Origin of the sequence: Hymenobacter cellulosivorans, assembly GCF_022919135.1 — a bacterium.
Taxonomy (GTDB): domain Bacteria; phylum Bacteroidota; class Bacteroidia; order Cytophagales; family Hymenobacteraceae; genus Hymenobacter; species Hymenobacter cellulosivorans.
This window is the reverse complement of sequence record NZ_CP095049.1, coordinates 4,902,668-4,929,531: the sequence shown is the minus strand read 5'-3', so window position 1 is coordinate 4,929,531 and position 26,864 is coordinate 4,902,668. Positions and strand designations below refer to the sequence as shown.

The window sequence follows — 26,864 nt, the reverse complement described above, 5'->3', positions numbered from 1 at the left end:
CCTTTTGACCAGTACGCGAGTTTTAACTCCTTAAATTTGTCAAAAATATCCCAGATAGCGCGTTTCCGCGGCAGATTCCTGCGCGCTTCCCGCCGCTGCTTCCCCGTATGCGCACCCTTATCTTCACCGTTACCACCGATTTAAATTACGACCAGCGCATGCAGCGAATTTGCGGCAGCCTGGCCCGGCACGGCTACGACGTGCTGCTGGTGGGAAGGGAGTGGCCCACTTCCCGCCCCTTGACGCCGCAGCCCTACCGGCAACACCGATTACGTTGCTGGCAGAATAAAGGCAAACTGTTTTACCTCGAATTTAACCTGCGCCTACTGCTCTACCTGTTCGGGCAGCGAGCCGCGGCCTGGTGCGCCATCGACCTGGACACCGCTTTGCCGGTGTGGCTGCGGGCCCGGTTTGGCGGCCAGCCCTTCATCTACGATGCCCACGAGCTGTTTACGGAAGTGCCTGAAGTGGTAGCCCGGCCGGCCGTGCAGCGCCTGTGGCGGGCCGTGGAGCGCTTTATTGTGCCCCGCGCCACGTTGGCCTACACCGTGGGCCCAGCTTTGGCCCAGGTGTTTGAGCAGCGCTACGCCAAGCCTTTCAAGGTAGTGCGCAATATTAGCCGCCTCACGCCGGCTGAGCTGCCGCCCGCGCCCACCACGGCGCCCGCTGGCGGCTACATACTCTACCAGGGCGCGCTGAACGCCGGGCGCGGCCTGGAAGCCCTGCTCGACGCCATGCCCCAGGTGCCGGGCCGGCTGGTCATTTGCGGGGAAGGCGACTTGTCGCAGGCGCTGCGGGAGCGGGCCGCCGCCCTGGGCCTGCTCGATTCGGGGAAGGTTGACTTCCGCGGCTTCGTGTTGCCGGCCGAGCTGCGCGAAATTACCAGTCAGGCTACGGTGGGTATTATGCTGCTCGAAAACCAGGGCCTGAGCTACTACTACTCCCTGGCCAACAAGTTTTTCGACTACCTGCACGCCGGGATTCCGCAGCTCATCGTGGACTTTCCCGAGTACCGCCACCTCAACGAGCAATATGAAGTGGCCGAAGTGGTAGAGCTGACTCCGGCTTCCATTGCGGCGGCGCTGAACGGCTTGTTGCACCAGAACCCGGCCCGCTACTACGAACTGGCCCTGAACTGCCGCCGGGCCCGGCAGGAGTTTAACTGGCAGCGCGAGGAGCAGCACCTCGTAGCTCTCTACCAAGCCCTGTGGGCTTCCCAACCTGTTTCTGTTTCCGCATGAATCTGCTTCCCGGCCCGGCGCCGCAACATCCTACTTTGCTGGTTATTTCGGGCCCCACGGCCGTGGGCAAAACGGCCCTGTGCGTACAGCTGGCCCAATACTATCAAACCGACATTATTTCGGCCGACTCGCGCCAGTTTTTCCGGGAGCTGAGCATTGGCACGGCCAAGCCTACGCCGGCCGAAATGCAGGGCGTCACCCACCACTTCATCAACTCGCACAGCATTACTGAAGACTACAACGCCGGCCGTTTCGAAGCCGACTGCCTGGCCCTGCTCGACAAGCTGTTTGAGAAACACCGCGTGGTAATTCTGACCGGCGGCTCGGGCCTTTACCTGCAGGCCGTAACGGAAGGCCTGGACGAAATGCCCCTGGCCGACCTCACGGTGCGTGCCGCCCTGCAGCAGGAGCTGGCCGAGCACGGCCTGGCCCCGCTGGTGGCCGAGCTGGAGCGCCTCGACCCGGTCACTTACGCTCGCATCGACCGGCAAAACCACCAGCGCGTGGTGCGGGCCCTGGAAGTGACGCGCAGCACCGGGCAGCCGTTTTCCAGCTTCCACACCCCGAAAGTAGCCAAAGAGCGACCCTTTCAAACCGTGAAAATTGCCCTCAACCGGGACCGGGAAGAACTCTACCAGCGCATCGACCTGCGGGTAGACCAGATGCTGGAAGCGGGCCTGCTGGCCGAGGCCACTGGGCTGCTGCCATACCGCCACCACAACGCCCTGCAAACCGTGGGCTACCAGGAAATCTTTGGCTACCTCGACGGCCTCTACGACTGGCCCGAAGCCGTTCGCCTGCTCAAGCGCAACACCCGCCATTACGCCAAACGCCAACTCACCTGGCTCCGCCGCGACGCGGAATATCAATGGGTGCACCCGGAGGCGGTGAAACTGTGAATGAGTGGATGAGTGAATGAGCGAGTTAAAAACGGGGCCTTGGGTAGCCTCCGGCTGAAGTCATCCGTTCGCTGAAATGTGCTGAGTTTTCTAAAGCAGAAAGCCCTTTCCTGCTCGTGCGGGAAAGGGCTTCCTGGTAAAAGGTTGGGTCGTGCTGCGCAGAGGATGGATGGCTTCGTCTTGCCTCCTCGCAATGACAGGCGTTATTGAGTGTCAACTCACTATTTCACCACTTCACCATCTCACCGCTTACACCGAGAGAATCTCGACCATGCGCATGAAGGTCTGGTTGATGAGTTTTTTCTTGTGAATCGTGTCGGAGAAAGGGGTGTAAACCAGCTTGCGGTCCACGATGCCGGCCATGACGTTGCGCATGCCGTTCATGAGGCCTTCCACGGCGGCAATGCCAATCTGGGAGCCCAGCAGGCGGTCGGCGGCGGTGGGGGAGCCCCCGCGCTGCACGTGCCCGATGATGGTCACGCGGGTGTCGAGTTCGGGAATAGCTTCTTTGACCTGCTTGGCCACGGCGTGGGAGTTGCCTTCCTCGTCGCCCTCGGCTACCACGACGATAAACGAGGTTTTGGAGCGTTTCCAGCCCGCCTTTAGCGTGTCAATTACTGCCTCGGTCGACATCTGAGTTTCCGGAATCATCACGATTTCGGCCCCGCCCCCAATGGCGCAGGGAATGGCGATGTAGCCCGAGTCGCGGCCCATTACTTCGATAAAAAAGCAGCGGTCGTGTGAGTCGGCCGTGTCGCGGATTTTATCAATGGCCTCCAGCGCCGTGTTCACGGCCGTGTCGTAACCGATGGTGTAGTCGGTGCCGTAGAGGTCATTGTCGATGGTGCCGGGGGCGCCCACGGTCGGGATACCGAACTCCTGCTCGAAGATGGTGGCGCCGGTAAACGTGCCGTTGCCGCCGATGGCGACCAGGCCGTCGATGCCGTTGTTGACCAGCTGGTCGAAGGCCTGCTGCCGGCCTTCCTTAGTTTGGAATTTCTGGCTGCGGGCCGACTTGAGAATGGTGCCGCCCTTCTGCACGGTGTTGGCTACGGAGGCCGAGTCCAGCTTGACAAATTCGCCTTTAATCATGCCGCTGTAGCCGCGCATGATGCCATACACCTCAATGCCGTGGTACACGGCCGTGCGCACCACGGCCCGGATGCAGGCGTTCATACCCGGCGAGTCGCCGCCGCTGGTGAAAACTGCAATACGTTTCATCATAATTCAGGTAATCGGAACTGCCCAGTGCGGGCGGGGCAAAGGTGATAAATCCAAATTGAAAACAAAGCCTTTGGCGGGAGGAAAGGCAAAAAAACAGCGCAGATTATGGCCGGGGGCCGGCTGTTTTTTTTGTTGCTGCGTATTGCAACAAAGCCCCCTGACGAGTATCTTAACCGCCCTGCTGCTGCATTTGGGCAGCCTTGCCGGCCCCGTTCATTTCCTTCACCGTTCCTTAAGCAACGCCGTATATGTTTGGTTTTTTTGAAAACGAGCAAACCAAGAAAGTGAAGAGTCACCTCATGAACCTGGCGGCGCTGGCCAAAGCCGACGGCCACATTGATGAGCGGGAAATGAACTTCATCGTGGCGGTGGGCAAAAAGAACGGCATGCGGGCCGATGATGTACGTTCCATCGTGGCCAATTCGGGCTCGGTGAACCTGGTGCTGCCCGACAACGACTCAGAGCGGTTTGACCAGATTTTCGACCTGGTGGACATGATGCTGGCCGACGGCATCGTGGACGACCACGAAATGGACTTCTGTATCGGGATGGCCGAAAAGCTGGGCTTCCGCAAAGCCATTGTGGGCGTGCTGGTGCGCAAAATTTCCATCGGAGTGAAGGACGGTCTGCCCCGGGAGCAAATCAAAACCGAGTCGGAATCCTTCCTCAACTACAACGGTACCCATCCCAAAGGCAGCGGGCTGTAGGAATTTAGTTGTTAGTTCGTGCTGCCGTCTGCTCTAACAACGGACGACAACCAATTAACAACAACTGGCAATAGCGCGCAGCAAAGCCGCGCAGCCTTCTTCTATTTCGTCGACTGTAATAGTCAGGGGCGGGGCGATGCGCAGGGAATTGTCGCAGAACAGAAACCAATCGGTCAGGATGCCTTCGTGCTCCAGGGCATGGTCGATGATGGGTTTGAGCACCGCGAAGGAGTCGAATTCTACGGCCATTAGTAGGCCGTGGCCGCGCACCTGCCGAATGGCCGGGTGCTGCAGAAGCCGCCGAAACCGGGCGGCTTTTTCGTGCACGTCCGCCAGCAGGTTTTCTTCCTGAATAACCCGCAGCGTGGCCAGGGAAGCCGCGCACGACACCGGGTGGCCGCCAAAGGTGGTGCAGTGGCCCAGAATCGGGTTGGTCTTAAAGCCGGCCATAATCGGCTGGGACGAAATAAAGGCCCCGATGGGCATGCCGCCGCCCATGCCCTTGGCGCACACCAGAATATCGGGCTCTACGCCGAACTGCTCGAAGGCCCAGAACGAGCCGGTGCGCCCGAAGCCGCACTGAATCTCGTCGAGAATGAGCAGGGCCCCGACCTGCTGGCAACGCCGGCGCAGCGCGGGCAGGTACCCTGGCGCGGGCACACGTACCCCGGCCTCGCCCTGCACCGTTTCGACGACTACGGCGGCGGTGCGCTCAGTAATCATTTCCAGGTCGGCCAGCTCGTTGAAATGGATGTGACGTACGTCGGGCAGTAGGGGGCGGTAGCTGTTCTTGAAACCCTCGGAACCGGTAATAGACAAAGCGCCGTGGGTGGAGCCGTGGTAGGCGTTGTGGCAGGAAATCAGCTCGGTGCGGCCGGTGTAGCGCTTGGCCAGCTTCAGGGCCCCCTCAATGGCTTCGGCCCCGGAGTTGGTGAAGTAGACGCTGTCGAGGTGCTCGGGCAGGGTTTGGTGCAGGGCGTAGGCCAGCTCGGCCGGTGGGGCTTGCACCAGCTCACCGTAGACCATCAGGTGCAGGTACTTATCGAGCTGGTTTTGAATGGCCTGAATTACGCGCGGGTGGCGGTGGCCCACGTTGCTTACCCCAATACCCGAAATTAAGTCCAGAATGCGGCGGCCGGTGGTATCGTACATATACACGCCCTCAGCCCGCTCAATTTCGAGCAGAAGCGGAAAGTCGGACGTCTGGGCCTGGTGGCGCAAAAACAGCTGGCGCGGAGTAAGCATGGTAAGCGGAATGTCAATTTCGAGCGGCAAAGATACGCAGGGCGCGGGCTAGACGCCGGATGAAAGCCGCGCCACAGTAGCAGCTACAGAACAGCCAGAAACCAAAACAGGCTACCGAAGCAGCCTGTTTGATGCAATAAAGGGTGCGAGAAAACTACTTATCCTCGGGTGGCCCGGCGTACTGGCCCGCGCCGGGCGCCGGGCCCCCACGCCGGTCGGCCACGCGCTTAAGGACCTCCTTGGTGAAGTCGCGCTCGGCAAGGAAAAGCTTGCCTACCTGACGGATGGTCAGCACTTTCTGAAACTTGTCGAAGTACTCCTTTTCCAGGTTTACCTCGGTCTGGCGCAGAGCCAGGGCCTGGGTTAGATTGTCCTTGATTTGCTGGTCAGAGAGGCCGTCGGGGTTTTCGGTGCGCAGCTGCCGCATGCGGCGGGCCACGTCGCGGCGCTTATCCGAAAACTCGTTGTAGATAGGCCAGAAGCGCTGGGCCTGGTCCTGGGTCAGAGAAATCTTGTCGGTCAGGTAGGCAATCTTGGCGTTTTCCAGCTGGCTGAGTCGCCCACCTGAGCCCTGGTGACGGCCTCCCTGCGCCAGGCTCGAAGCGTGCAGGCCGACCAGCAGAAACACGGCCATTGCGCCGCGAAGAAGATATTTCATGGGAGAGAAGTGCAAAAGGAGCGGCAAAATAAGGGTTACAAATACGTGTCGTCGACGGGCTGGCCATCCAGGGCGTCCTGCAGCTCATCGGGCGAGGCCTGCAGGAAGCTGTCGGTGAGGGTGCGGTCGGGGGCGGTCGGCAGCTCGGCCAGGTCGGAAAGCGTGATGCGCGAATCGCTGGCTAGCAGATACTGGACCATTTCGGTGTGGGGCACGGCTTCCAGGGTGGCTACGGGTGCCGCAGCGGTAGGCCCGGCTGTAGGCTGACTCAGGAAAAAACTGGTTGTAAAGCCCCCCAGCACCACGGCTGAGGCCAGGACCGTGCGCAGCGGCAGCGGCAGGGCCGCCAGCCAACCCAGTACGACCGACTCGCGCGGGGCCCGAGGCTGCACCCGGGCCATTACCTGACGGGGCAGCCGCTCGAAGTAGTCGGCTGGCGGCGGGGCCAGGGGCTGGGCGGGCCGCCGCTTGTGGTCATCCAGACGAAAGGGTGTGTTCATATAGCTTAGATACAGCTCAGGCCGTGAGGTTTAATGGAGGTGGGATTCTTCGTTGACGTATTGCTCGATTTTCTTGACGGCGTGGTGGTAGGAAGCTTTCAGCGCCCCTACGCTCGTGCCCGTTATGTCGGCCATCTGCTCGTAGGTTATTTCGTCGTAGTACTTCATGTTGAACACCAGGCGCTGTTTGTCGGGCAGGCGCAGAATGGCTTTTTGCAGGCGCAGCTCAATTTCGTCGCCGGCCAGGCCGGGGTCGGCTTCCACTTTCTGGGTCAGCTCGGCGGCTACGTCGTGGAGGGGCAGGAAAAACTTGCGCCGCTTCGACGACAGGAAATTCAGGCACTCGTTGGTGGCAATGCGGTAAATCCAGGTGTAGAGGGAGGCATCCTGGCGGAAGTTGCCCAGGTGGTTCCACACCTTCACAAACACATCCTGGGTCAAATCGTCGGCATCGTCGTGGTCGATAACCATCTTGCGCACGTGCCAATAGATCTTCGACTGGTACTTGCGCACCAGCTGGTTGAAGGCTACGTTGCGGGCAGCAGGGTCGGCGAACTTGGCGAGGATTTCCTGGTCTTCCAAGCAGGGGAGCGGGTTAGGAGCGGCGGGGCTGTGCGGGGTTAGAGTAAAATATCTACGTTTGGTTTAGTTACGACCGAAAAAAAGTTAGCTGCCTAACCAGAACTGTAGCAACAGCTGGCCGCCCCGGCAAGGTGTCCTCACACTTCGTCTATAAAAGTACTTGTTCTGATGATCCTAAAACCCGTCCGTCGCCGTATCGTGGCCGAGCGCCTTGAGCAGGAACACCTGACGACCTACCAGCCGCTGCCCAGCCGCTTTGCCGAGCAGCTCGACCCGTTTCTGCTGCTGCACCACACTGGCCCGGAGGAGCTGGAGCCCCACGGCCGCGGGCTGCCGTTTGCGCCTCACCCGCACCGCGGCTTCGAAACCGTGACCTTCATCCTGGCCGGCGACGTGCGCCACCACGACTCCCGCGGCAACACGGGCGTCATCGGGGCCGGGGGCGTGCAGTGGATGACGGCGGGCCTGGGCATTGTGCACAGCGAAAATATTTCCCGGGAGCTGCGTGCCACGGGCGGTACCATCGAGTACGTGCAGCTCTGGATAAACCTGCCGGCCCGGCTCAAACGAACCCAGCCCCGCTACCAGGGCGTGTCCGCCGCTCAGATTCCGGTCGTAGCGCTGCCTAATGAGCACGGCACGGTGCGGGTAGTGGCCGGCCACTGGCAGGGGTAGCCGGGCCGGTGGAGTCCATTACGGGCATTGAGGCGGCCATTGTTGAGCTGGCAGGCGGTGGGCGCTTTACCCCGGAGGTCGCGCCGGGGCGCACCGTGCTGCTCTACGTGCTGCGCGGCAGTGCGACGGTGAACAGCCGCGGCGTTGGGAGCCGGACCCTGGTGGAATTCGACCCGGAGGGTACTGGCATCGACGTGCACGCCACCGAGGATACCACGCTGCTGTATTGTACCGGCCAGCCCTACCACGAGCCCCTGGCCTGGCAGGGGCCTTACGTAATGAACACCCAGACTGAAATCATGGAAGCCATGCGGGATTACCGGATGGGCAAGATGGGGATGCTGTTTGATGAGTAAGTTGCGGGCCGAAAGCCTGGCTGCCGCCGGTTGCCGAGTTCCTCTTTTCCATCCTCAATCCCTGCCCCGTGTTTCTTGCTCTGCGTCCGTTTGCCTTTTACAGCACTATTTGCAGCGTAGCACTCCTGGCGGCCTGCTCTACCAAGAAAGCCGATGACCAGCAAGCCAAAACCTCCGCCCCACCCGTGGCTGCCGCTGATTCCGTAGCGCCAGCCAATGCTGATTCGGCAGCTACTGCTTCCCGGCCGCAGCTGGCCGACTCGGCCAACCTCTCGCCCAAGTTCCTCAAGGGCCTGCGCGAGCTGGGGGGCGCGGAAGCTTACGCCGTGCGCGGTAAGTGGCTGGTTATGGGCAAAACGGACTCCGTGCAGTTTCCGCTCGATTTGCCCGCCGGCAAGCCCGTGACCTACACGGCCCGGCGGGGTGCCCAAACCCTGACGCTCACCCTAACGCGGCTAAGCTACACCAGTTTACGGTTTGTGGCCGACGCAGTGGGGGGCAGTAGTGGGCGGCAGCACGAGGAAGGCGTGGCCGACCTGAATCCAGGCTTTTTGCTGGCCGCTGAAGTACCCGAAGACTCGGAAAGCCAGGCTACCTACGGGGCCAACGAGTACCTGGGCGCCACCCCAACCCGCAACTTTTCCATTCTCGTCGGCATCGGCTCCGACGCCGACAAGGCCGAGTTGGGCGTGTTCGATGCCACCGGTCAGCCCTTGGCCCAGTGGCAGGGTGTGCCTACGCTGCGGCGGCCCACGCTCTAAGCGAGTCGAAAGCCGGGTGCCCAGCTATTTCGTGCTGAAGGCCACGCCCACCGTCACGTTGGTATTGTCGGTGGGCTTGCCTTCGAGCACCCGGCTTTCGAAGGTGTAGGTATAGGTGCTGGTAATGGCAAAGCGGGGGCTAAAGCGCAGGGCCAGCGTAGTAAGCTGGGTGGCCCGGTAGTCGGCCGCGTTCTGCAGGTTGGGCTGGTAGAGCGTGGTGGAGTTGAGCGAGAAAACCCGGTAGGAATACACGATTTTCAGGCGGGTGGAGCTGCGCGACACCAGCCGCTCGGTGCCGCCCTGAAAGTAGGTGGCTTCCCGGATAAAGAGGTTGCTCACCGCCACTTCCCGGCCCAGGGAGTCGGCGTAAAAGGCCCAGCCCGGCCCCAGTCCCAGCTGAAACCGGTTGTTGATACCCCGCAGGTTGCTGCGCTCATAGCTCCCGATGCCGTAAAAGCGGAACCGGCCTTTCCAGTAGTAGGGCGTCGCATTAAACATCCACTCCCGTTCCCGCAGCAGCTTTTCCTGCTTGCCAAACAGGAAGCTGCCCGTCACGGGAGCCCCGAAGTGCAGTCCTCGCAGCAGGGTAGCCGAGTGACTGGTCGAAAACAGGGTGCGGTTGACGCCCCCGGCCGAGTACTGGCCCGCCAGCTGCCCGCTGTAGCGGATGATGGTCGTGTCGGCCTTTTGGGCAGTAGCAGGCAGAAAAGTGCCCAGCACAAGGGCCGAGCTAAGCAGGATACGAATCAGCATGAAGTGCCAGGCCGGGCGGCCGTGGTGAGGGGCAAAGGTAGGCCCGCCGTGGAAAAACCAGGTAGCCTCGGTGGGGTTGTAGTGGCCTGGACTTGGAAACGGGCCGCTACCTGCCATGAGCCCCAACCCGGTAATTCCAGCCTAAGCCAGCCTACTGGCCCACTTTCGGTACCTTCCGCTCTACCTTATAGCAGGCACCGGAATTAACCCGGTTATATTACCCTGAAATGAATACTCTAGCAGTTACTATTTGCCTGAGTTTGCTGGTTAGCAGCTTGCTCTACCAACCCACGCAGAGCCGGACTCTTCCCGCGGCTGTTTTGCCCATTACCAGCTATGGGCCCAGATTCTCGCCGCAAGAAGCGTGCCCGCGGGGCGCGGCCAAGCCGGTGGTAAAAAAGGCCGTTTTCCCTAAAACTACCTTCCGGCTGCAGCCCGATAAGCGCACCGGTATCGAAACCGTGACCTGCCCCAACGGCGACCAGGTCATCATCCGTCACGAGGGCTGCGAGTACTACGCGTTGCGGTTTGAGTTCACGACGTCCCGCTTTGCCCCGCCCACCACGGCCCTGGAACCCTGGTTTCGGAACGCGGCCACGCTCATGACCGGCCTGCTCAGCGGCCTGGATGCTCCCCTCGACCTACGACAAGGCGTTCGGGCGCTGACGGCTCACATCGACCAAGACAAGAAAAACCAGTACCGCAACCTGGCCCTGGGACAGGCCATATCCTTTGGGGACGAAACGATGCCCAGTACCGTCAGCATAGATAGTCTGGCCAGGAGCGCCGGCAAGAATTCGGTGGTGGAAGTCACGTTTGCTATTGGTCCTTTGTAAGTGCACCGGCGTTTTTATGCTACTTTGGCGCCTGCCGGGCCCGGTAGCGGCATGGCCTATGCTGCGGCTGCCGGCTGCTCCGCCTTCCCAACCCGAGCTAGCAACTACTTCGTATTTCTCTATCCCAGGCATGTTTCTGCGCCATCTGCCCCAGACTCTGATTCTGCTGACGCCCGTCTTCTTCACTGCTTGCCAATCGGCGCCGGCCTCCGCGCCGCCCGCAGCCGCTGCGCCGGTAGCCGCCGTGAGAACGGTAGCTGCCCCAGCGCCCAGTGCCGTCACGGTAACGACGGACGCGGCGGAAGTCTCGGAGGAAACACCCGCCGATAGTGCAAGCCAGGAGTACGCCACCTACTTCGTGGTAGTGGCCGATACCAGCCGCTCGTATCCGGCCCTGCGCCGCCGCATGCTGGGATTGAGCCGGCAGTATGCCCTCGGCATTGATACCCTGGGCCGGTATTTCAACGTGCAGAAAAACCGCATTATCCTGCCCGAGAATGACGAGGACGAAATGTACGCCGGCGAGTATTACCCCCGCCGCTTTCCGTCCCACAGTCTGAGCCTGGAATACCTGAATGAATACCAGGAGCCGGCCGGCGCCCAAACCATGGCCCTGGTCACCGGCATTTACCAGCAGGAAGCTTCTGCCGACAGCGCCCTGGCCGTGCTGGGCCGAGCCGATGAAAAGGTCTTCAAGCTCAAGTCCCGCATCTACGTGGGCTGCATGCACTAGCCGGAACGCTGGTCTTACCTGAGGCTGCCGAATTGTTTTCACAACGGGTAGGGGCCTTCTGTGGGTCTTACGCCAGCCTACTGCTGCTCGGTCCGCGGTTCCCCCGCCCGTTAGAGGCCACGACCCATATTATAGCGCCAGAAGTGGGGCAAAAACCGCTAGGGTCAGGGTAACCCAAATGGCCCCAGCTGCGGGCAGCCGTCGGGTCCGTGGACCGGGTAGAACGCCTTTGGCAAAGATGAAAAGAGTCTGGCTGCAACACCGCGCGCTTGGCTGGATGAGGTAGCAGTCCGCCGGTGTTTTGCAGCAGGCATTGAACCTATGTTAGGAAGCTAGAATAATAGCCTACTAGCGGCTGACTCTAGGCAAGGTCGCCGGCCCAATCCCGAGCCGTTTGCACGCCCTGGCTCGGGATTGGGGCCGTTTGAGTAGAAGAGGATAGTACCTAGTATTACAATTAATCTATATTGCTTTTGATTAGATACTAGGAGGTAGCAGACTGGCTGCAAACCACTATAACCTCCCTCCGGTAAAGACCTTACTCAACGGCCGAACCTATGACTGAAAAGAGCTTTTCCAGGCTCAGCCTGTATTGCACGGCCCTCGTGACGGGGGCTGTTTGGGCGTTGTTGGCCTGGACTCATACCCACGGCGGCGTGCCGAGTCATCATTTCCTGGCGCAGAAGGACCTGCCCGCCATTTCCAATTGGTGGGGCGGGCTCTTGCTACCAGTGCTCACTTGGTTTCTGCTGTCCCGCATCCGAAAGCAGGCCTTTGGCACCAACGATGCGGATGCCGCCGCGCCCCGGACCATGCGGCGCCAACTAGCCGGGTTCGTGGGCGCCTTGCTGTTTGGGGTAGTAATAGCGGTACTATTTACGGCCGGCGAATCGGATACGGCCGGCAACGTGATGCTGGGCTTGTTCGTCGTGGCCTTTTTCGTCCCGATTTACCGGCCGGAGTGCCTGCTGGGCTTTGTGCTCAGCATGACCTATACCTTCGGAGCCGTGCTGCCAACCATAATCGGCACTGTATTAGGGCTGGTCGGGTTGGTGCTGCATGCCTACATCCGGCGGGCCCTGGTGTACGTCGGGTCACAGCTTATGCTGCGGCTGCCGGTAAGCAAGCCCCAATCCAACGGCTAAGCGTACGGCTGGCTGCAGCTCGGCGAAGCGGGAGGGTGGCTTATGCTAGCTAAATTATATTATAGTAATTTACCAACTGCCTCACGCTGAACAAACAACGGTATTATAGAAACCGATAGCTAGCAACTATGACTACGCACGCCGACCAAGCACCGGAAAAACAAAGCCTGCCCCGGACGGCCACTACTTCGACCCAGCCGACCAGCCGCCGGGCCGCGCCTACTCAGCTTCGGAGTAGGGAGTCCAGCGCCGCCGGGCCGCGCCAAACAGCCGATAGCACCAGCCCACTGCAAGCCCTGGCCGACGGCAGCCCCCAGGTGCAGCAGGCCGCCCAGCTGCAGGCCTCAGCCGATGCGTACGTGGCCCGCCAGCCCCTACAACGCAGAGAAAACCGGACAGGCCTGCCCGATGGGCTCAAGGCGGGGGTGGAAAGCCTCTCGGGCCACTCCCTGGACGAAGTACGGGTGCATTACAACTCCAGTAAGCCAGCTCAGTTACAGGCTTACGCCTATGCCCAGGGCTCGGACATTCACTTGGCCCCGGGCCAGGAGCAGCACTTGCCCCACGAGGCCTGGCACGTGGTGCAGCAGAAGCAGGGGCGGGTGCAGGCGACCCGCCAGCTGCAGGCCGGCGTGCCCGTCAACGACGAGACCGGCCTGGAACACGAGGCCGACGTGATGGGCGCCAAGGCCGCCGGGCTCGTGCAGCGCCAGGCCCTGGCCGACCTGATTTCCGGCTCTTCCGCGGCCGCGGCCGTAGTGCAGCGCGTAGAGGATATCGTGAGCCAGGTGGTCGTAACGGGCGGGGTCGTTACCAGCGCGTCGTTGCCCTCCCTGGAGCGTACGGAGGGCGTACTGGGCGGCATAGAAGGCAGTCATACCACGCCCTGGTCGGTACTGGTTGCTACCGTGCGCATGGCCGTGGAGGGCAAAACGCTGGCCAACGCCGTGGCCGCGCTGACCGGCCTGTTTACCGCCGCTGAAGCCCTGCCGGGAGTAAACCGGGTCGAGTTTATGATGGGCAATCAGCAGATTCATTACGCGCAGGCGCATACGAAAGTCACCCAAGCCCGCGTGGCCGCCAACCATGCGCCCACGCAAGACAACCTGCAGCGCTTTATGAGTGCCTACCTCGAATACCGCAATGTGATTCCCTTTTCGGCCGTCGATGTAGGGGGGCTGGCTAACTACAACAACGAAGCGCCGCGCCTGGAGTGCATCCGAAACTACAATACCGAAACTTCCCAGAGCTTGAAAGCGGCTATCCTGGAGCTGCTAGACCCCAAAACGGTGGCCAAGCTCGGCCAGGTGATTGACCACACCGAAGCGGCTTATGAGGAGGAGGGACTGGCTGATGACGATGAGCGGCCCCGCCAGGTAAACTCCGACGTGCCCGGTGCCGACTTTGCGGAGGAGATTGAGCCTCGCCTGGCCGATCTGATCATGCAGCATCTGCAAACGATGAAAGCCGGGTTTCCGGAGGCCTACTACAAAGCAAATATTACGCTGGCAGATATTCTGAACCGGTTTTTCCCGCAGCCCCACCTAGCAGCGGTATACCACAGTGATGAGGAAAACAGCAGCGACGATGATGCCCCGGCCCTGAACCGAGCCACGTTTAACCAGACGTTTGTGCTGCCCGGCCGAGGGGTTGTGCGTCCGCTACGCCCCGACATCGGCACGAATAACGCCGGGGGAGTGCAGCTGCGCATGAATGATAATGGCACCATTGGGCGCGCGCTTATCAATACGCAGGACCGGCCCGACGGGCTTTTCGGTACCGCCGACAAGAAGCACGCCACGGCCTGGGTCGTTTTTGTCAGCGGGGTCCGCAAGGCCGTCGTCGGTAAGACCCTGACCGCTGCCGTCACGGCCCTCAATACCCTCTATGATGCCGCTTACCGGCTGCCGGGCACCAGCAAAGCGTACCTGCTGCCACCGACCCGCCTTCCCCAGTGGCGGGATGCCATGGGCGCCGTCGACCAGGCCAAAGAAGCCGCCGATGCCGCCGCGACCATCAACAGCGTACAGACCTATATCCGCGCCTACCTGCGCTTCCGGAATTTTATCCCGCTTTCTGCCGCCGATATCCCCGGTGCAGGCCCCGGCGGCCATGCCGAAGCTACCGCAATAGGCATCGTCGAAACGCCCGATGCTCATGAGCCAGTGGTGGTGCGCGATGCCGTGTACGAACTGCTGGACCCTGGGGTGGTCTGGGCTTTCGCGCTAGGCCAGGGCCGGACCGCCCAGGGCTATGACCAGGAGGACGCTGAGGCGCTGAGTTCCACCCGTGAGTATACCGACCAAGGCGATTTGATCGACAAGGAGGTGCCGGGAGCCATGCTCAACATCAGCCGGGAAGCCCGCGCCGCACAAGTCATCAAACAGCACCTCGAAACTATTCGCGTCAATTTTCCCGACGCCTACGCCAGAGGTGACGTGAACAGCCAGGCCAGCATCGAAAACTTCCTGGCGGCAAAGCTTCCTTTACTCAATGAATCGGCCCGGCGAGTGGTTAGCAACAAAGTAAGGGCCTGAGTCAAGAACGAAGCGGAATTCTGCGGGAATCAGCCTTCTCCCACGCAAAACGGCCCCGGTTGCGCGATGCAGCCGGGGCCGTTAGTGTATATGGTTAGGCGGAAATTGCCTGCTTAAAATAAGCCGTTCTGGCGTTCTAGACCCTACTTCGCCTTGCGGGCCAGTACGCGCTCCACGGCGGCTACGATGTCGTTTTCCATCAGGCCGTATTTCTCCATGAGCTGGTCGGGGGTACCCGACTCGCCGAAGGAGTCGTTGACGGCTACCATTTCCAGGGGCAGGGGCTCCTCGCGGCTCAGCAGCTGGGCGATGCTGTCGCCGAGGCCGCCGTTCATCTGGTGCTCCTCGGCCGAGACGGCGCAGCGCGTCTTGCGCACCGACTCCAGGATGGCCTGGGCGTCGAGGGGCTTGATGGTGTGAATGTTGATGATTTCGGCGTCGATGCCTTTCTCAGCCAGCAGGTGGCCGGCCAGGATGGCTTTCCACACCAGGTGGCCGGTGGCGAAGATGCTCACGTCAGCGCCTTCGTTCAGCATCACCGCCTTACCGATTTCGAACTTCTGGTCGGCGGGGGTGAAGTTGGGCACCACGGGGCGGCCGAAGCGCAGGTACACGGGGCCTTCGTGCTCGGCAATGGCAATAGTAGCGGCCTTGGTCTGGTTGAAGTCGCAGGGGTTGATAACCGTCATGTGGGGCAGCATTTTCATCATGCCCAGGTCTTCCAGAATCTGGTGGGTAGCCCCGTCTTCGCCCAGCGTTACGCCGGCGTGCGAAGCGCAGATCTTCACGTTCTTATCCGAGTAGGCAATGCTCTGGCGGATCTGGTCGTAGACGCGGCCGGTGCTGAAGTTGGCAAACGTGCCGGTGAAGGGAATCTTGCCACCGATGGTGAGGCCGGCCGCAATGCCCATCATGTTGGCTTCGGCAATGCCCACCTGGAAAAACCGCTCGGGGAAGTCCTTCTTGAAGGCATCCATCTTGAGCGAGCCGGTCAGGTCGGCCGTGAGGGCTACCACGTTGGGGTTGCTTTTACCCAGCTCGTGCAAACCCACGCCAAAGCCGGAACGGGTGTCTTTTGATTCGGTGTAGGGGAAATCTTTCATGCTTGGTATGGGAAGTTTTTGAGTTCTATCTTACTTATTGAACATGCTCACCGAGCTGGTTTGACCCGAGCGGATGGTGAAATTGCGCACGTCGGTAAACTTGCTGCCGGTAGCCGTGGCCGTGCGAAACACCAGGCGGTAGGCACCCGGCTGCATGGGCAAATTGACTTTGCTGCTGCCTTCGGGCAAATTGTACACCCAGGTCTGCGACTCGTCGTTGTTGAGCCGGTAGATGCTGCCGTAGCCTTTCAGGTCCGTCACGATGTTGAGCGTGCCGGGCGCGTCGTAGGTTACCGTCGTTTCCTGGCCCTGCTTGACGGTGATGCGGCGCACGATGCGGGGCAGCGTCAGCAGCTCCACTTCGTAGTTGCCGGCCAGCAGCTTTTGCTTGGCGCCGAAGTTCAACCCAACTACCGTGGCCGCGCTGCCCTGGGCCCGCACCACCGCCTGCACCTTGCCGTAGGGGTTCGGCGAAATGCTCGGCGACTGCAAAGCCAAGACTCCCTGGGGCGTTTTGTAGGTCAGCACGTTAGCCTTGCCGGGCCGAATGGGCAGGTTTTGCTGCCGTACCGGGGGCACCGTGTTGATGACCAAGTCGTAGCTCTGCAGCGCGTCGATGTCGAGCACGTCGGGCTTGCCCTGCGCGTCGCGGTAGTGCACGTAGTTGTACTCCGGCGTTTCCGTGACGTTGTTCACGAAGGTCATGTTCACGTTGCTTTCCACGGGCTTGCCGGCCTCGTCGGTCAGATTCACGCTCACCGTGGTTTTGGTTAGCGTCTGGGAAATGACGTTGTCGAGGATGGTGCGGAAGGTCTTCACGTCGGCCGCGTTGTAGTACTGGCCCAGGCATTCGAGCTGTTTGCCAAAGTCCCGCTCGGCCCCAAGCCCGATAATAAACGGGCGCAGAAACACGTGCTTGCGCTGCAACGCCACCGAGGTAGCGCACGGGTCGCCCTTGCACGATTCCAGTCCGTCGGTTATCAGGATCAGCACGTTGCGGGAGCTGCGGTCCGTCGGAAAGTCATTGGCCGACTGCAGGATGGAGTAGGTAATCGGGGTGTTGCCCTGGGCTTTCAGCGTGGCGAGGCGGGCTTTGATGGCCTTGGCGTTTTTGGGCGCAAAGGCCACTTCCAGCTTTGAGTCCTCGCAGTTGTTTTCCAAGTTGGGGTGCTGATGCCCGTAGGCCCGCAAGGCCAGTTCCAGATTGGGGTAGGCGTTGAGCGAGTCCACCATCTTCGAAAGAAGGTTGCGGGCCACGTCCCAGCGGGGTTTTCCCTCCCAGGGCGCCATCATCGAGCCCGAGGCGTCGAGCACAAACAGAATGCGCGTCACCTTGGGCTTGTCTGGGGGCACGTTCTGGGCACGCAGGACGGTAGTCGTGAGCAGCAGGCCACTCACGACTACAATCCAGCGCAAAATGCCCAGGTGGCGCATACGGTTGGGTTTACCCTCTCATTCCTTGGTCTGAACCGCTAAGCCGCCGCGGCTGGCGAAGCAGTGATTTAGTAGTCGCCGGCTTCTTCTACCAGCAACTGCTGCAGGGCTTTTTCGAGTTGCTCGTCATTGGGAGCCGTGCCGTGCCACTTGTGGGTGCCCATCATGTAGTCGACGCCGTAGCCCATCTGGGTATCCATCAGGATCATCGTGGGCTGGCCCTGGCCGCTGAGCTTACCGGCTTCTTCCAACGTTGGAATGAGCTTTTCCAGGTCGTTGCCGTTGGTTTCGAGCACGCGCCAGCCGAAGGCTTCGAACTTAGCGCGCAGGTTGCCCAAATCCATAATTTCTTCCGTCGAGCCGTCAATCTGCTGGCCGTTGCGGTCCACGATGGCAATCAGGTTGTCGACTTTGTGGTGGGGGGCATACATGGCCGCTTCCCACACCTGGCCTTCTTCCAGCTCGCCGTCGCCCATCAGCACGTACACGAGGCGGTTGTCGCCGTTGAGTTTTTTGGCCTGAGCCGCGCCGATGGCTACGCTCATGCCCTGGCCCAAGGAGCCCGAGGCAATGCGGATGCCGGGCAGGTGCTCGTGGGTGGCGGGGTGGCCCTGCAAGCGCGAGTTGAGCTTACGGAAGGTAGCCAGCTCACTCACCGGGAAGTAGCCCGAACGAGCCAGCACCGAGTAGAACACGGGCGAAATGTGGCCGTTCGACAGGAAAAACAGGTCTTCGCCTTCGCCTTTCATGTTGAAGCTCGGGTCGTGCTTCATAATGCGGAAGTACAAGGCCACCAGCAAGTCGGTGCAGCCGAGCGAGCCGCCGGGGTGACCCGAATTGACGGCGTGTACCATGCGCACGATGTCGCGGCGCACCTGGGCCGCAATCTGCTTGAGCTCTGCCACGCTTTTCTGCTGGGTGGGGGAGGTCAGGGTATTTTCCTGGGACATAATAGGAGTAGGAGGGTTTACACTGGCAAAGGTAACGGTCTTGGCGAAGGCACCCAGCCCAAAAAGCAAGGCTTCTTACCGCAACCGATACTGATAGGTGTTATTAATGGGCTAATTCCTAATGTGCTCCTGTGCGAATGTGAGGGGAATGTGCTGAACTGCTAATACCGAACTCGTGTCCTTGCGAGGCCTGAGCTGCAGCAATTCGTCCTCTGAAATGAGCTAAGAGCTCTGAAGTGAAAAGCCCTTTCCCGTAACAACGAGAAAGGGCTTGCTGGTAAAAGGGTGCCAGTTACTAGCAGAGGACGGCTGGCTTCGCTCTGCTCGCAAAGGCATGAGCATTGGCACATTCCCCACATTCGCACAGGAGCACATTAAATCAGCTGGGCGGCGTGGTTCTTGGTGTCAACTTTCTCGATGACCTTTTCGATGATGCCTTCTTCATTGATCAGGAAGGTGTGACGCATGGTGCCCATGTACTTGCGGCCGTACATCGATTTTTCCTGCCATACCCCGTAGGCTTCCACGATTTTCTTGTCGGTGTCGACCAGCAGGGGGAAGGGCAGCTCGTACTTCATGACGAACTTTTGGTGCGACTTGGCGCTGTCGACGCTCACGCCGATAACCTGGACGTTTTTGGCGGTCAGCTCTTCTTGGTGGTCGCGCAGGTTGCAGGCCTGGGCCGTGCAGCCGGGCGTGTCGTCTTTGGGATAGAAGTAGAGGGCTACTTTTTTGCCGCGTAAGTCCTGGAGGCGAATGAGGTTGCCATCCTGGTCAAGGGCTTCGAAATCGGGGGCGGGGGTGCCGGGAGTAAGGGCCATAAGGCGAAGAATGAGGGCGGTTACGGTTTGTCAGCCATAGGCTGAGGCGTAAAAATCAGCTTTTCCGTCGGAAAACCCAGCGAATGAGCCAGGCCCACGAGCCGGTCGCGAATGGGGCGCTCCAGGTGAGGGGTGCGGCAGAGCAGCCACAGGTTCTGGCGGCTGGGCTCTCCCACCAGGGCGTAGCGGTACTCCGGGTCGTGGTCCAGAATCCAATAGTCGCCCTCAAAGGGCCAGAAAAAGCTGACCCGCAGCTTGGCATTGGTGGCGGCGTCCACGATGCGGGCGGTGCCTTTAGCCGTTTCGACCGGGCCGTTTACGTCTTCCTTGTGGCAGGTATTAAGCACACTGACTTTACCGTTGGGCAGCAGCTTGTACTCGGCCGTGACATGCTCGCAGCCTTTCTCAAAGCGGGTAGGCAGGCGGGCAATTTCGTACCACAGACCCATGTAGCGGTGCACATCCACGTGGGGCGACACCGGCAGCGGAGCGTAGAGCTTGCGCCGAATGTAGGAGTAGGCCGCTACGCCTGTGGCAATAGTAGCCACGGCGGCACCGAGGATGACGGGCTGGCGGCGTTTGGGAAGTTTGGCCATAGATAGGGAGTAGTAGCGCGAAGCTCCTGCTTCGCGTATCGTGAAACGAGTCAAGGTGCTTACGTAACAACCCGCTCAACGATACGCGAAGCAGGAGCTTGGCGCTACTCTCACCTTTTCTACAGATTAAAACTCAACACTTTTTCATTGCCGGCCTGGTCGGTGATGCGCAGCGTGGCCGGGCCGCGCAACGGTGGCCCTACCGTGTCATTAGGCTCGGTGAAGAGCGTGGAGTTCTTGTACTCGTAGCGCAGCAGCCGGAACCGCCCGCCCACCAGCAGCGTGTAGCTGGCCAGGCCCGAGAGGTTGTCGCCAACCTGGAAGGTAAGCCCACCGGCCCCCTTACGCACTAGCCGGGCCGAGGGCGGAATCGTGTCGGAGAAAATGCGGAACTGTCCAAACACCTTGGCCGGGAAGGTAATCTGGTTGCCGTTCCACTTGCCGCCCACATAGCTGCGGCCCCCGCGGGCATTGACCAGGTACACGGCCGAGTGCTCCTTGTCGGCTACCTCGGCCTGGGGCTTGAGCGTGATGCCCAACGGCAGATACAACGACTGCCGGGGATGGTGCACGGTCCAGGCGCCATCCTTGTAGCTGGTTTGCAGATACAAGGTGTCGAACAAGGTCTGGGCCCCGAAGCTCAGGTTCAGAAAGTTGTCGGCGAAGCCCTGCTCGGTGCCAGCCGGAATCAGGGCCTGCCGGTCGAAACGCTTGGTGATGTTGCCGAAGCGGATAGAGTCGGGCAGGCCGGCGCGCAGGTCGTAGAGGTAGACGTTCTGGCTCTGGGTGGTGTAACTGGGCTTGAGCTCCAGGCGGCGGGAGTCGCGCAGTAGCACGGCGTTGGCGCTTTGGCGGGCCGTGTCGGGGTCGGCGGCAATAACCTTGAGAATGTTGCGGGTTATTTCCCAGCGCAGTGCCGGCTTTTTCACGGCTACGCTGCGGGTTTTGGTGTACTCCGGCTTTTGCCCGCGCAGCACGAAGCGCAGCGGCGTGGTGTTGCCATAAGAGTCGCTCATCAGCACTTCCACGGCGTAAAGCTGCCCGTCTTCCACCCGCAGCTTGCCCTTGCCCGGCCCGGTGGTGTACATGGTCAGCTCATTGCCGTCGTCGACGAAAAGCTTCTGCAGGGTGCGGCCCTGGGTCATCATCCACTCATAGTCCACGTGCTGGTTGACGGTGCGCGTACCGCTGGGGAAAGGCACGTTGTCGACTACGTGGGAGTAGAGCGGCTGCCCGTTCACCTTGACTTCCACTTTCTGCAGGCCGTTTTTGTTCCAGGCGTTGTCGTACCGGTCGAAGGCCTGGAGCAGCACGCCTACCGTGCCGTAGGCATTGATGGTGTCGGGCCAGACGGTGGCTACGCCAGGGCCGACGCCCACCTTGGGCACGAATACAGCCTTGTCGAAGCGGCTTTGTACGCGGGCGTCAATGGTCAGGGGCTCCACGGCAAAGGCTTGCAGGGTGGGCGCCACGTGGTCCTGGATTTCGGTGAAGCCGCCCCACTGTAGGGGGTTAAGTTGGTTGTCGTGGGCGTCGCGCACTTCCCAGTGCAGGTGGGGGCCCGCCGAGCCGCCGGTGTTGCCCGACAAGGCCACCACTTCGCCCCGCTTTACCGGAAACTGCTCCTTGGTAAAAAACAACTCCAGCTCGTAGCTCTGCTTTTCGTACTGCTTCTCGCGCAGCGCCGCTGCTACCGGGCCCATAAACCGGTTCAGGTGCCCGTAGACCGTGGTGGTACCGTTGGGGTGGGTGATGTAGAGCACGTTGCCGTAGCCAAAGGCCGACTGCTTCATGCGCGACACGTACCCATCGGCCGAAGCGTACACCGGCAAATCGGTGCGGCCGTCGGTTTTGATGTCGAGGCCGCCGTGGAAGTGGTTGGGACGCAGCTCGCCCATGCTGGCAGCCAGAAAGTTGGGCTGGCCGGGCTTGATAGGAAACAGGTAATAGCCTGGCTCCACCGTGAGCTTGGGCGTGGTGCCTTGCTTGACTGCCGCGGGCTTAGGCAGCGAATCGGGTTCCTGCCCGGCCATGGGGGCGGGGCGCAGACCCATTGTGGTGAGCAGCGTCAGCAGTAAAATGGGGGCCTTCCCCCGGAAAGGTGTGTGCAGCACTCGACTCTATTTTACCGACAATTCCAACAACTTCTCGTCCTCCAGGTAGCCCGTCAGCTGGTCGCCAATCTTAACGGGGCCCACGCCACTGGGCGTGCCGGTAAAGATTAAGTCGCCCATTTTCAGGGTGATAAAGCGGGAAATGTAGGCAATCTGAGCCGCAAAGTTGTGCAGCATCATGCCCGAGTTGCCCTGCTGCTTAACCTCGCCGTTCACCTCCAGGCGGAAGTTGATGTTGGCCAGATCGGCAAAGTCGGAAACCGGCTTAAACGTGGGCGACAATGGGGCCGAGCCGTCGAAACCCTTGGCCAAGTCCCAGGGCAGGCCCTTGCTTTTGGCTTTGCTCTGCAGGTCGCGGGCCGTGAAGTCGATGCCCAAGCCGATGGCGTCGAAGTAGGTGTGGGCAAATTTGGGGTCGATGTTCTTGCCGTTCTTGCTTACGCGCAGCACCAGCTCGATTTCGTGGTGAATATCGGTCGAGAAATCGGGGTAGAAGAAGGGCATGCCGCGCTGCAGCAGGGCCGTTTCGGGCTTGGTAAAGATGACGGGCTCGTCGGGTGTTTCATTGTTGAGTTCGGCAATATGTTCGGCGTAGTTGCGGCCTATGCAGAGTATTTTCATGGGGAGGGAAGTCGGGAAGAAAAGGTGTGCGGCCAAAAATAGCGCTAATTCGCGGCCCGGAAAATCAAAATGCCGCCTACGTAACGCCGCGGCTTACCGTTGGAATACGCGGGCCTAAACATTTTACCCGCCGCTATTCGTATAGTACACACCAGCCGCGGCAGCCGCTACGGTTCTGCTCTGCCCCGCCTGTTTCCTCTCTACGTCCGAAGCCCATGCTCAAGAAAGTTATGCTGGCCAGCTGCCTGTTTGTGGCTGCCGCCTGCTCTACCGTTCCTATTACCGGCCGCCGTCAGCTCAGCCTGGTATCCGATACCGAAATCAATGCCCTGGCCGTGCAGCAATATCAGGAAGTCCTGAGCACCAGTAAGCTATCCTCCAACTCGACGCAGGTGGCCCTGGTGCGCCGCGTGGGCCAGCGGATTCAGCAGGCCGTCGAAACCTACTTCCGCAGCCAGAACCAGCAAGCCCAGCTGGCCGGCTACGCTTGGGAGTTCAACGTCATTGAGGACAAGCAGGAAAACGCCTGGTGCATGCCCGGCGGCAAAGTGGCCGTGTACACCGGCATTCTGCCCATCACCCAGGATGAAAACGGCCTGGCCGTGGTAATGGCCCACGAAATTGCCCACGCCGTGGCCAAGCACGGCTCGGAGCGGATGAGCCAGGGCCTGCTGCAAAGCTACGGCGGCCAGGCTCTGTCGGCGGCCCTGGCTGCCAAGCCGGAAGGCACCCAGCAGCTGGCCTTGCAGGCCTTTGGCGTCGGCTCGTCGGTGGGCTTGCTCAAATACGGGCGCAATCAGGAGTCGGAGGCCGACCACCTGGGCCTGATCTTTATGGCCATGGCCGGCTACAACCCCGACGGCGCAATTGCGTTCTGGCAGCGCATGGACGCCCGCGAAAACCAGGCTTCCCCGCCGGAGTTCCTCTCGACTCACCCCTCCAACGGCACGCGCATCGCCGATATCCAGCGGGAACTGCCCGAGGCCCGTAAGTATTACAAAGCCCGCTAATTTGGGGCTATTGCCCTTTTTCAATGAAAGTATTCTCCCGTTCCGCGCTGTACCTGGCCCTGCTGGCGCTGCCCTTTCTAGGGGTGCTGTCGGCCTGCGAAACCACCAAGCGCGGCTTCCCCGAAGTGAGTTCTCCCAGCAAAGACCCCGAAGAGGAAGCCAACCGTCGTAAGCGCGAAGGCGTCAGCACCCAACTGGCCCGCCTAAACGAGGGCAAAATCGAGTACATCATGCCCCGGGCCCAGCTGGCTACGGCCTTTATCCGAGAGTTCAACGACGGCACGGTGGTGGATAAGACCATGATCCGCAAGGTCCAGGAAAGCGCCAAGGACAAGCCTATCTACTACCTGGTGGGCATGGGTCTGCGCGACGGAATGTTCCGCTCCATGGCTATTCCGCTGATTACTTCCACCGACAAGACCCTGTACCTGAGCTCCCACGCCGAGCGCTACGTCATTACCAGCGTGGGCTGCTCGTTCTGCTATTTCTCCTTCGAGAAAAACCAGATTACCGGTACCACCTGCGGCGACAACAGCGGCGGTAGCCGCTGCGACCTGGTCGTGGAAAACAGTAACAACTTGTTCCGTAAGTGATGAATCGCAAATGGCTCCTGCGTCTCGGGCTTACTGCGCTGGCTCTGCTAATCACCACCGACCGGCGGCGCCCTAAGCCGGCACCCCGGCCCACCGAGCCTCCGCAGCCGCCCGAGGACGAAAAAGAAAAAGGCCCGCTCACCACGTAGCGGGCCTTTTGCCGTAGATTGTAGTCGTTTCGAAACCAGAGCACTATGAAGTACCGACTCTTAGCCCTGAGCGCCATGTATGGCGTCATGCTGCACGCGCTGCTGTTCCTGCTTTCTGCCCCTTTTCTCTTGCTCTGGGAAACCCAACCGACGTGGTGGCAGCAGGTGCTGGTTTTTGTCCTGACTTATCCCGTGCCGGTCAGCCTGCTGCCCGACAGCTGGACTTTGGCTGCCATGCTGCTCAACGGCGCGTACTGGGGCATGGTTCTATTCTCCGCCGCCTGCCTGTTGCATACCGTGTGGCGTGGGCTTAAGCCGCGCCTTGAATAAAGCGGCTGATGCGCTGCACCAACTCGTCCGGATTGACGCGCTCCAGCGGATGAGGCGTGTTCATCAGGATTTCAAACGTGGCCTCCGGCAAATAAGAGGCGAAGAGCGAGGAGCCATCCACGCCCGCCGTTTTATCTAATTCACCGACCAGAATTTGCACCGGAATGGTGATTTTGGTGAGCATGGCCGGCGTCAGGGGCGGGTTTTGGCCTAGTTCCAGCATCATCTGCCGGGTAGCGTCCAGCACGGCCGTCCAGTCCGTTGGGGCGTGGGTTTGGCTGAGCTGCTCGGCAAACTGCGGCACCTTTTCCCGAATCTTGGCCGCGTCCAGCAGCTTGTTTTCGGCCGCCGCCGTTTCCGGCGACCAGTCGAACTTGGTGCCCAGCGTCGTCACCGATTTGAGCAGACCCGGAGCCTGCGACGCCGCCAGCAAGGCCGCGTAGCCTCCCATACTGTAGCCAAAGGCATGCACGGCCGGCAGGTTTTTCTCCCGGATATAGTCTGTTACCTCCTGCGCAAAGGCCGTCATGGTGAACGAATTTGGCGTCAGCTCCCGCCCGCCGTGGCCGCCGAAGGAAAACGTGTGCACCTGGTAGAACTGGGACAAGTCGCGGGCTAGGCCCCGCAGTTGCTTATCGGAGCCCAAAGCGCCGTGCAGAAGCAGGAGGTTTTCTTTCATGGGAGTGGTGGGAGGGAAGTGTTGGAATAAAACAGAACGTCATGGCGACCAGCGGGAGGCATCTCGCATGCCAAAGTAATCAGATTACCCTTGCACGCGAGGTGTCTCCCGCTGGTCGACATGACGTTCTTCCTTTAGCTGAAATATTACTTTGTAACCTCCACTGCTAGTTGCGTCAGATCCAGGCCGTCGAAGGTGCCGGAGCTCATCATCAGCAGGTTGGCGTCCTGCCAGTTTTGCTGGTGCAGGAATTCGGCCAGGGCCTTGCTGTCGGTGAATACCCGCAGATCGGGACGCTGGAAAGCCTGCTGCACGGCCTCGGCGGGCAGGGCCGGTAGGCGCTTGTGTTCCAGCACGTGAGGGTTAAAGTAGACTACGGCTACGTCGGGCGCGTCGAAGGTGTGAGCGTACTGAGGCAGAAACGCGGGGTTCAGGGAGCTGAAGGTGTGGAGCTCCAGGCAGGCCACCAGCCGGCGCTTCGGAAATTGCTTCTTAAAGGCCGTAGCCGTGGCTTTGAGCTTGGACGGGGCGTGGGCAAAGTCCTTGTAGACCACCGACGAGCTGCCTTCGCGCACCAGTTCCAGGCGGCGGGCCGCGCCTTTAAACGTGGCCAGGGCCTCGTAAAAATCCTTGCCCTTGATGCCCAACTGCTTGCAAACTTCCTTAGCGGCCGAGATGTTGCGCAGGTTGTGCTCACCAAACACCTGAATCGGTACTTCCTCGTCCTTCTTGGTTACCAGCACCGTCTTGCCGTTGCGCACCTTATTCTCGTGCGGACCGTAGCCGATGTAGGTCACATCAGTGCTCGTGGGCACCGTCACGAGCTGCACCTGCTCGTCGTCGCGGTCATAAATCAGCACTCCCGCTTTGGGCGTCATCTCGGCGAAGATGCGGAACTGCTCCCGGTAGTCTTCTTCGGTCGGAAAGACGTTGATATGGTCCCAGCTGATGCCGGAAATAACCCCAATGTGGTGCTGATACAAGTGAAACTTGGGCCGCCGGTCGATGGGCGAGGAGAGGTACTCGTCGCCCTCGATGATGATGATGGGCGCGTCTTCCGACAATTGCACCATCAGGTCGAAGCCTTCGAGCTGGGCGCCCACGGCGTAGTCGAACTTGCGCTGGTGGTGGCGCAGCACGTGCAGAATCAGCGAGGTAATGCTGGTTTTGCCGTGCGAGCCCCCAATAACAACGCGCTGCTTGTCCTTGGAAGCCTCGTAGATAAACTCGGGGAAGGAATAGATGCGCAGGCCCAGCTCCTGGGCCCGTAGTAGCTCGGGGTTGTCGGCGCGGGCGTGCATGCCCACGATGACGGCGTCGAGCTCGGGCGTGACTTTCTCCGGAAACCAGCCTTCCTGGGCGGGCAGCAGGTCGGCGGCGGCCAGACGGCTTTTGGCAGGCTCAAAGATTTCGTCGTCGGAGCCAGTGACCTGAGCGCCACGGCGGTGCAGGGCCAAGGCCAGATTGTGCATGATGCTGCCGCCGGTGGCAATCAGGTGCAGACGCTGGAGAGAAGTGGGCGTTGGAGCCATTTAAGAAAACTAAATCAGGGCCGATAGGCTTTAAGAGCAGGGCGGCAAAGGTAATAAACCGCTGCTGTTGTACCGGAGCC

Annotated in this window: 29 protein-coding genes; 14 read left to right on the top strand and 15 right to left on the bottom strand. The window is 60.6% G+C overall.

The window, feature by feature from the left end; translation table 11 throughout:
• Positions 1-107 precede the first annotated feature (107 nt).
• Both MUN80_RS20845 and miaA read left to right on the top strand, forming a co-directional pair.
• Positions 108-1,241, top strand: coding sequence for a glycosyltransferase (locus MUN80_RS20845; RefSeq protein ID WP_244715960.1), 1,134 nt, complete (start codon positions 108-110; stop codon positions 1,239-1,241).
• The gene (gene miaA / locus MUN80_RS20840; RefSeq protein ID WP_244715958.1) at positions 1,238-2,140 is read left to right on the top strand and encodes a tRNA (adenosine(37)-N6)-dimethylallyltransferase MiaA; all 903 of its coding nucleotides are present in this window, start codon (positions 1,238-1,240) and stop codon (positions 2,138-2,140) included. The genes MUN80_RS20845 and miaA overlap by 4 nt, the downstream gene beginning before the upstream one ends.
• A 249-nt stretch (positions 2,141-2,389) precedes the next feature.
• On the opposite strand, the gene pfkA is transcribed toward miaA, so the two are convergent.
• A complete protein-coding gene (gene pfkA, locus MUN80_RS20835) occupies positions 2,390-3,361 on the bottom strand; it encodes a 6-phosphofructokinase (RefSeq protein ID WP_244715956.1) in 972 nt (323 codons plus the stop codon).
• Positions 3,362-3,612: 251 nt separating this feature from the next.
• Between pfkA and MUN80_RS20830 the strand changes: the two genes are divergently transcribed.
• Positions 3,613-4,071 carry a tellurite resistance TerB family protein gene (locus MUN80_RS20830; protein ID WP_244715954.1) on the top strand — a complete coding sequence of 153 codons (459 nt, stop codon included), beginning with the start codon at positions 3,613-3,615 and terminating at the stop codon, positions 4,069-4,071.
• Between the two features lie 54 nt (positions 4,072-4,125).
• Here the strand turns inward: MUN80_RS20830 and MUN80_RS20825 are convergent, their stop codons facing one another.
• The 4 genes from MUN80_RS20825 to MUN80_RS20810 form a co-directional block, all read right to left on the bottom strand.
• Positions 4,126-5,316 (bottom strand): aspartate aminotransferase family protein, encoded by a 1,191-nt coding sequence (locus MUN80_RS20825; protein WP_244715952.1) that lies wholly within the window; start codon positions 5,314-5,316, stop codon positions 4,126-4,128.
• 154 nt (positions 5,317-5,470) lie between these two features.
• Positions 5,471-5,974 (bottom strand): Spy/CpxP family protein refolding chaperone, encoded by a 504-nt coding sequence (locus MUN80_RS20820; RefSeq protein ID WP_244715950.1) that lies wholly within the window; start codon positions 5,972-5,974, stop codon positions 5,471-5,473.
• 35 nt (positions 5,975-6,009) lie between these two features.
• Complete coding sequence (locus MUN80_RS20815; protein ID WP_244715948.1) at positions 6,010-6,474, bottom strand: hypothetical protein; 465 nt, start codon at positions 6,472-6,474, stop codon at positions 6,010-6,012.
• A gap of 30 nt (positions 6,475-6,504) precedes the next feature.
• Positions 6,505-7,056, bottom strand: a complete 552-nt coding sequence (locus MUN80_RS20810) for an RNA polymerase sigma factor (protein ID WP_244715946.1) — start codon at positions 7,054-7,056, stop codon at positions 6,505-6,507.
• Positions 7,057-7,224: 168 nt separating this feature from the next.
• Here MUN80_RS20810 and MUN80_RS20805 point away from each other — a divergent pair, with 168 nt between their 5' ends.
• The 3 genes from MUN80_RS20805 (at position 7,225) to MUN80_RS20795 (ending at position 8,848) form a co-directional block, all read left to right on the top strand.
• Positions 7,225-7,731: a pirin family protein gene (locus tag MUN80_RS20805; RefSeq protein ID WP_244715944.1), complete on the top strand. Its 507-nt coding sequence runs from the start codon at positions 7,225-7,227 to the stop codon at positions 7,729-7,731.
• Between the two features lie 8 nt (positions 7,732-7,739).
• The gene (locus MUN80_RS20800) at positions 7,740-8,087 is read left to right on the top strand and encodes a pirin-like C-terminal cupin domain-containing protein (protein ID WP_244715942.1); all 348 of its coding nucleotides are present in this window, start codon (positions 7,740-7,742) and stop codon (positions 8,085-8,087) included.
• Positions 8,088-8,155: 68 nt separating this feature from the next.
• Positions 8,156-8,848 (top strand): hypothetical protein, encoded by a 693-nt coding sequence (locus MUN80_RS20795; protein WP_244715940.1) that lies wholly within the window; start codon positions 8,156-8,158, stop codon positions 8,846-8,848.
• A gap of 24 nt (positions 8,849-8,872) precedes the next feature.
• Here MUN80_RS20795 and MUN80_RS20790 read toward each other — a convergent pair whose 3' ends face one another.
• Positions 8,873-9,718 carry a DUF481 domain-containing protein gene (locus tag MUN80_RS20790; protein WP_244715939.1) on the bottom strand — a complete coding sequence of 282 codons (846 nt, stop codon included), beginning with the start codon at positions 9,716-9,718 and terminating at the stop codon, positions 8,873-8,875.
• Between the two features lie 110 nt (positions 9,719-9,828).
• Here MUN80_RS20790 and MUN80_RS20785 point away from each other — a divergent pair, with 110 nt between their 5' ends.
• The 4 genes from MUN80_RS20785 (at position 9,829) to MUN80_RS20770 (ending at position 14,852) form a co-directional block, all read left to right on the top strand.
• Entirely contained in the window at positions 9,829-10,437 is a 609-nt protein-coding gene (locus MUN80_RS20785; RefSeq protein WP_244715937.1) for a hypothetical protein, read from the top strand.
• A 130-nt stretch (positions 10,438-10,567) separates the two neighbouring features.
• Positions 10,568-11,170, top strand: a complete 603-nt coding sequence (locus MUN80_RS20780) for a hypothetical protein (protein ID WP_244715936.1) — start codon at positions 10,568-10,570, stop codon at positions 11,168-11,170.
• Between the two features lie 557 nt (positions 11,171-11,727).
• The gene (locus tag MUN80_RS20775) at positions 11,728-12,315 is read left to right on the top strand and encodes a hypothetical protein (RefSeq protein ID WP_244715934.1); all 588 of its coding nucleotides are present in this window, start codon (positions 11,728-11,730) and stop codon (positions 12,313-12,315) included.
• 128 nt (positions 12,316-12,443) lie between these two features.
• Positions 12,444-14,852, top strand: a complete 2,409-nt coding sequence (locus MUN80_RS20770) for an eCIS core domain-containing protein (protein ID WP_244715932.1) — start codon at positions 12,444-12,446, stop codon at positions 14,850-14,852.
• Positions 14,853-14,995: 143 nt separating this feature from the next.
• On the opposite strand, the gene MUN80_RS20765 is transcribed toward MUN80_RS20770, so the two are convergent.
• The 7 genes from MUN80_RS20765 to MUN80_RS20735 all read right to left on the bottom strand — a co-directional run bounded on the left by MUN80_RS20765 (position 14,996) and on the right by MUN80_RS20735 (position 22,491).
• Complete coding sequence (locus MUN80_RS20765) at positions 14,996-15,955, bottom strand: transketolase family protein (RefSeq protein ID WP_244715930.1); 960 nt, start codon at positions 15,953-15,955, stop codon at positions 14,996-14,998.
• Positions 15,956-15,985: 30 nt separating this feature from the next.
• The gene (locus MUN80_RS20760; RefSeq protein WP_244715928.1) at positions 15,986-17,389 is read right to left on the bottom strand and encodes a vWA domain-containing protein; all 1,404 of its coding nucleotides are present in this window, start codon (positions 17,387-17,389) and stop codon (positions 15,986-15,988) included.
• A 68-nt stretch (positions 17,390-17,457) separates the two neighbouring features.
• Positions 17,458-18,339 carry a transketolase gene (locus tag MUN80_RS20755; RefSeq protein WP_244715927.1) on the bottom strand — a complete coding sequence of 294 codons (882 nt, stop codon included), beginning with the start codon at positions 18,337-18,339 and terminating at the stop codon, positions 17,458-17,460.
• Between the two features lie 374 nt (positions 18,340-18,713).
• Positions 18,714-19,160 (bottom strand): thioredoxin-dependent thiol peroxidase, encoded by a 447-nt coding sequence (gene bcp / locus MUN80_RS20750; RefSeq protein ID WP_244715925.1) that lies wholly within the window; start codon positions 19,158-19,160, stop codon positions 18,714-18,716.
• A gap of 20 nt (positions 19,161-19,180) precedes the next feature.
• Positions 19,181-19,756 (bottom strand): lipocalin family protein, encoded by a 576-nt coding sequence (locus MUN80_RS20745; protein WP_244715923.1) that lies wholly within the window; start codon positions 19,754-19,756, stop codon positions 19,181-19,183.
• 119 nt (positions 19,757-19,875) lie between these two features.
• On the bottom strand, positions 19,876-21,870 hold the full coding sequence (locus MUN80_RS20740) for a M23 family metallopeptidase (RefSeq protein WP_244715921.1): 1,995 nt from the start codon (positions 21,868-21,870) through the stop codon (positions 19,876-19,878).
• A 6-nt stretch (positions 21,871-21,876) separates the two neighbouring features.
• Entirely contained in the window at positions 21,877-22,491 is a 615-nt protein-coding gene (locus MUN80_RS20735; protein ID WP_244715919.1) for a fumarylacetoacetate hydrolase family protein, read from the bottom strand.
• 215 nt (positions 22,492-22,706) lie between these two features.
• On the opposite strand from MUN80_RS20735, the gene MUN80_RS20730 reads away from it, so the two are divergent.
• Genes MUN80_RS20730 through MUN80_RS20715 form a run of 4 tightly spaced genes read left to right on the top strand, consistent with a single transcriptional unit; the run spans position 22,707 to position 24,573 of the window.
• Positions 22,707-23,501, top strand: a complete 795-nt coding sequence (locus MUN80_RS20730) for a M48 family metallopeptidase (protein WP_244715917.1) — start codon at positions 22,707-22,709, stop codon at positions 23,499-23,501.
• A gap of 23 nt (positions 23,502-23,524) precedes the next feature.
• Positions 23,525-24,094: a hypothetical protein gene (locus tag MUN80_RS20725; RefSeq protein ID WP_244715915.1), complete on the top strand. Its 570-nt coding sequence runs from the start codon at positions 23,525-23,527 to the stop codon at positions 24,092-24,094.
• Positions 24,094-24,243, top strand: a complete 150-nt coding sequence (locus MUN80_RS20720; RefSeq protein WP_244715913.1) for a hypothetical protein — start codon at positions 24,094-24,096, stop codon at positions 24,241-24,243. Before MUN80_RS20725 ends, MUN80_RS20720 begins: the two co-directional genes overlap by 1 nt.
• 45 nt (positions 24,244-24,288) lie before the next feature.
• Positions 24,289-24,573, top strand: a complete 285-nt coding sequence (locus tag MUN80_RS20715) for a hypothetical protein (RefSeq protein WP_244715911.1) — start codon at positions 24,289-24,291, stop codon at positions 24,571-24,573.
• Here MUN80_RS20715 and MUN80_RS20710 read toward each other — a convergent pair.
• Positions 24,554-25,252: an alpha/beta fold hydrolase gene (locus MUN80_RS20710; RefSeq protein ID WP_244715909.1), complete on the bottom strand. Its 699-nt coding sequence runs from the start codon at positions 25,250-25,252 to the stop codon at positions 24,554-24,556. The two genes, MUN80_RS20715 and MUN80_RS20710, sit on opposite strands and share 20 nt — an antisense overlap.
• Before the next feature lie 146 nt (positions 25,253-25,398).
• Entirely contained in the window at positions 25,399-26,784 is a 1,386-nt protein-coding gene (locus MUN80_RS20705; RefSeq protein ID WP_244715907.1) for a UDP-N-acetylmuramate--L-alanine ligase, read from the bottom strand.
• Between the last annotated feature and the right edge of the window lie 80 nt (positions 26,785-26,864).

Excerpts from the sequence above, each read along its gene's own strand:
- MUN80_RS20825 (WP_244715952.1), bottom strand. The coding sequence starts at position 5,316 with ATGCTTACTCCGCGCCAGCTGTTTTTGCGCCACCAGGCCCAGACGTCC.
- MUN80_RS20715 (WP_244715911.1), top strand. The coding sequence starts at position 24,289 with ATGAAGTACCGACTCTTAGCCCTGAGCGCCATGTATGGCGTCATGCTG.
- miaA (WP_244715958.1), top strand. The coding sequence starts at position 1,238 with ATGAATCTGCTTCCCGGCCCGGCGCCGCAACATCCTACTTTGCTGGTT.
- MUN80_RS20805 (WP_244715944.1), top strand. The coding sequence starts at position 7,225 with ATGATCCTAAAACCCGTCCGTCGCCGTATCGTGGCCGAGCGCCTTGAG.
- MUN80_RS20705 (WP_244715907.1), bottom strand. The coding sequence starts at position 26,784 with ATGGCTCCAACGCCCACTTCTCTCCAGCGTCTGCACCTGATTGCCACC.
- MUN80_RS20720 (WP_244715913.1), top strand. The coding sequence starts at position 24,094 with ATGAATCGCAAATGGCTCCTGCGTCTCGGGCTTACTGCGCTGGCTCTG.
- MUN80_RS20730 (WP_244715917.1), top strand. The coding sequence starts at position 22,707 with ATGCTCAAGAAAGTTATGCTGGCCAGCTGCCTGTTTGTGGCTGCCGCC.
- MUN80_RS20725 (WP_244715915.1), top strand. The coding sequence starts at position 23,525 with ATGAAAGTATTCTCCCGTTCCGCGCTGTACCTGGCCCTGCTGGCGCTG.
- MUN80_RS20735 (WP_244715919.1), bottom strand. The coding sequence starts at position 22,491 with ATGAAAATACTCTGCATAGGCCGCAACTACGCCGAACATATTGCCGAA.
- MUN80_RS20790 (WP_244715939.1), bottom strand. The coding sequence starts at position 9,718 with ATGGCAGGTAGCGGCCCGTTTCCAAGTCCAGGCCACTACAACCCCACC.
- pfkA (WP_244715956.1), bottom strand. The coding sequence starts at position 3,361 with ATGAAACGTATTGCAGTTTTCACCAGCGGCGGCGACTCGCCGGGTATG.
- MUN80_RS20820 (WP_244715950.1), bottom strand. The coding sequence starts at position 5,974 with ATGAAATATCTTCTTCGCGGCGCAATGGCCGTGTTTCTGCTGGTCGGC.
- MUN80_RS20780 (WP_244715936.1), top strand. The coding sequence starts at position 10,568 with ATGTTTCTGCGCCATCTGCCCCAGACTCTGATTCTGCTGACGCCCGTC.
- MUN80_RS20710 (WP_244715909.1), bottom strand. The coding sequence starts at position 25,252 with ATGAAAGAAAACCTCCTGCTTCTGCACGGCGCTTTGGGCTCCGATAAG.
- bcp (WP_244715925.1), bottom strand. The coding sequence starts at position 19,160 with ATGGCCCTTACTCCCGGCACCCCCGCCCCCGATTTCGAAGCCCTTGAC.
- MUN80_RS20845 (WP_244715960.1), top strand. The coding sequence starts at position 108 with ATGCGCACCCTTATCTTCACCGTTACCACCGATTTAAATTACGACCAG.
- MUN80_RS20770 (WP_244715932.1), top strand. The coding sequence starts at position 12,444 with ATGACTACGCACGCCGACCAAGCACCGGAAAAACAAAGCCTGCCCCGG.
- MUN80_RS20830 (WP_244715954.1), top strand. The coding sequence starts at position 3,613 with ATGTTTGGTTTTTTTGAAAACGAGCAAACCAAGAAAGTGAAGAGTCAC.
- MUN80_RS20815 (WP_244715948.1), bottom strand. The coding sequence starts at position 6,474 with ATGAACACACCCTTTCGTCTGGATGACCACAAGCGGCGGCCCGCCCAG.
- MUN80_RS20765 (WP_244715930.1), bottom strand. The coding sequence starts at position 15,955 with ATGAAAGATTTCCCCTACACCGAATCAAAAGACACCCGTTCCGGCTTT.
- MUN80_RS20745 (WP_244715923.1), bottom strand. The coding sequence starts at position 19,756 with ATGGCCAAACTTCCCAAACGCCGCCAGCCCGTCATCCTCGGTGCCGCC.
- MUN80_RS20755 (WP_244715927.1), bottom strand. The coding sequence starts at position 18,339 with ATGTCCCAGGAAAATACCCTGACCTCCCCCACCCAGCAGAAAAGCGTG.
- MUN80_RS20785 (WP_244715937.1), top strand. The coding sequence starts at position 9,829 with ATGAATACTCTAGCAGTTACTATTTGCCTGAGTTTGCTGGTTAGCAGC.
- MUN80_RS20760 (WP_244715928.1), bottom strand. The coding sequence starts at position 17,389 with ATGCGCCACCTGGGCATTTTGCGCTGGATTGTAGTCGTGAGTGGCCTG.
- MUN80_RS20775 (WP_244715934.1), top strand. The coding sequence starts at position 11,728 with ATGACTGAAAAGAGCTTTTCCAGGCTCAGCCTGTATTGCACGGCCCTC.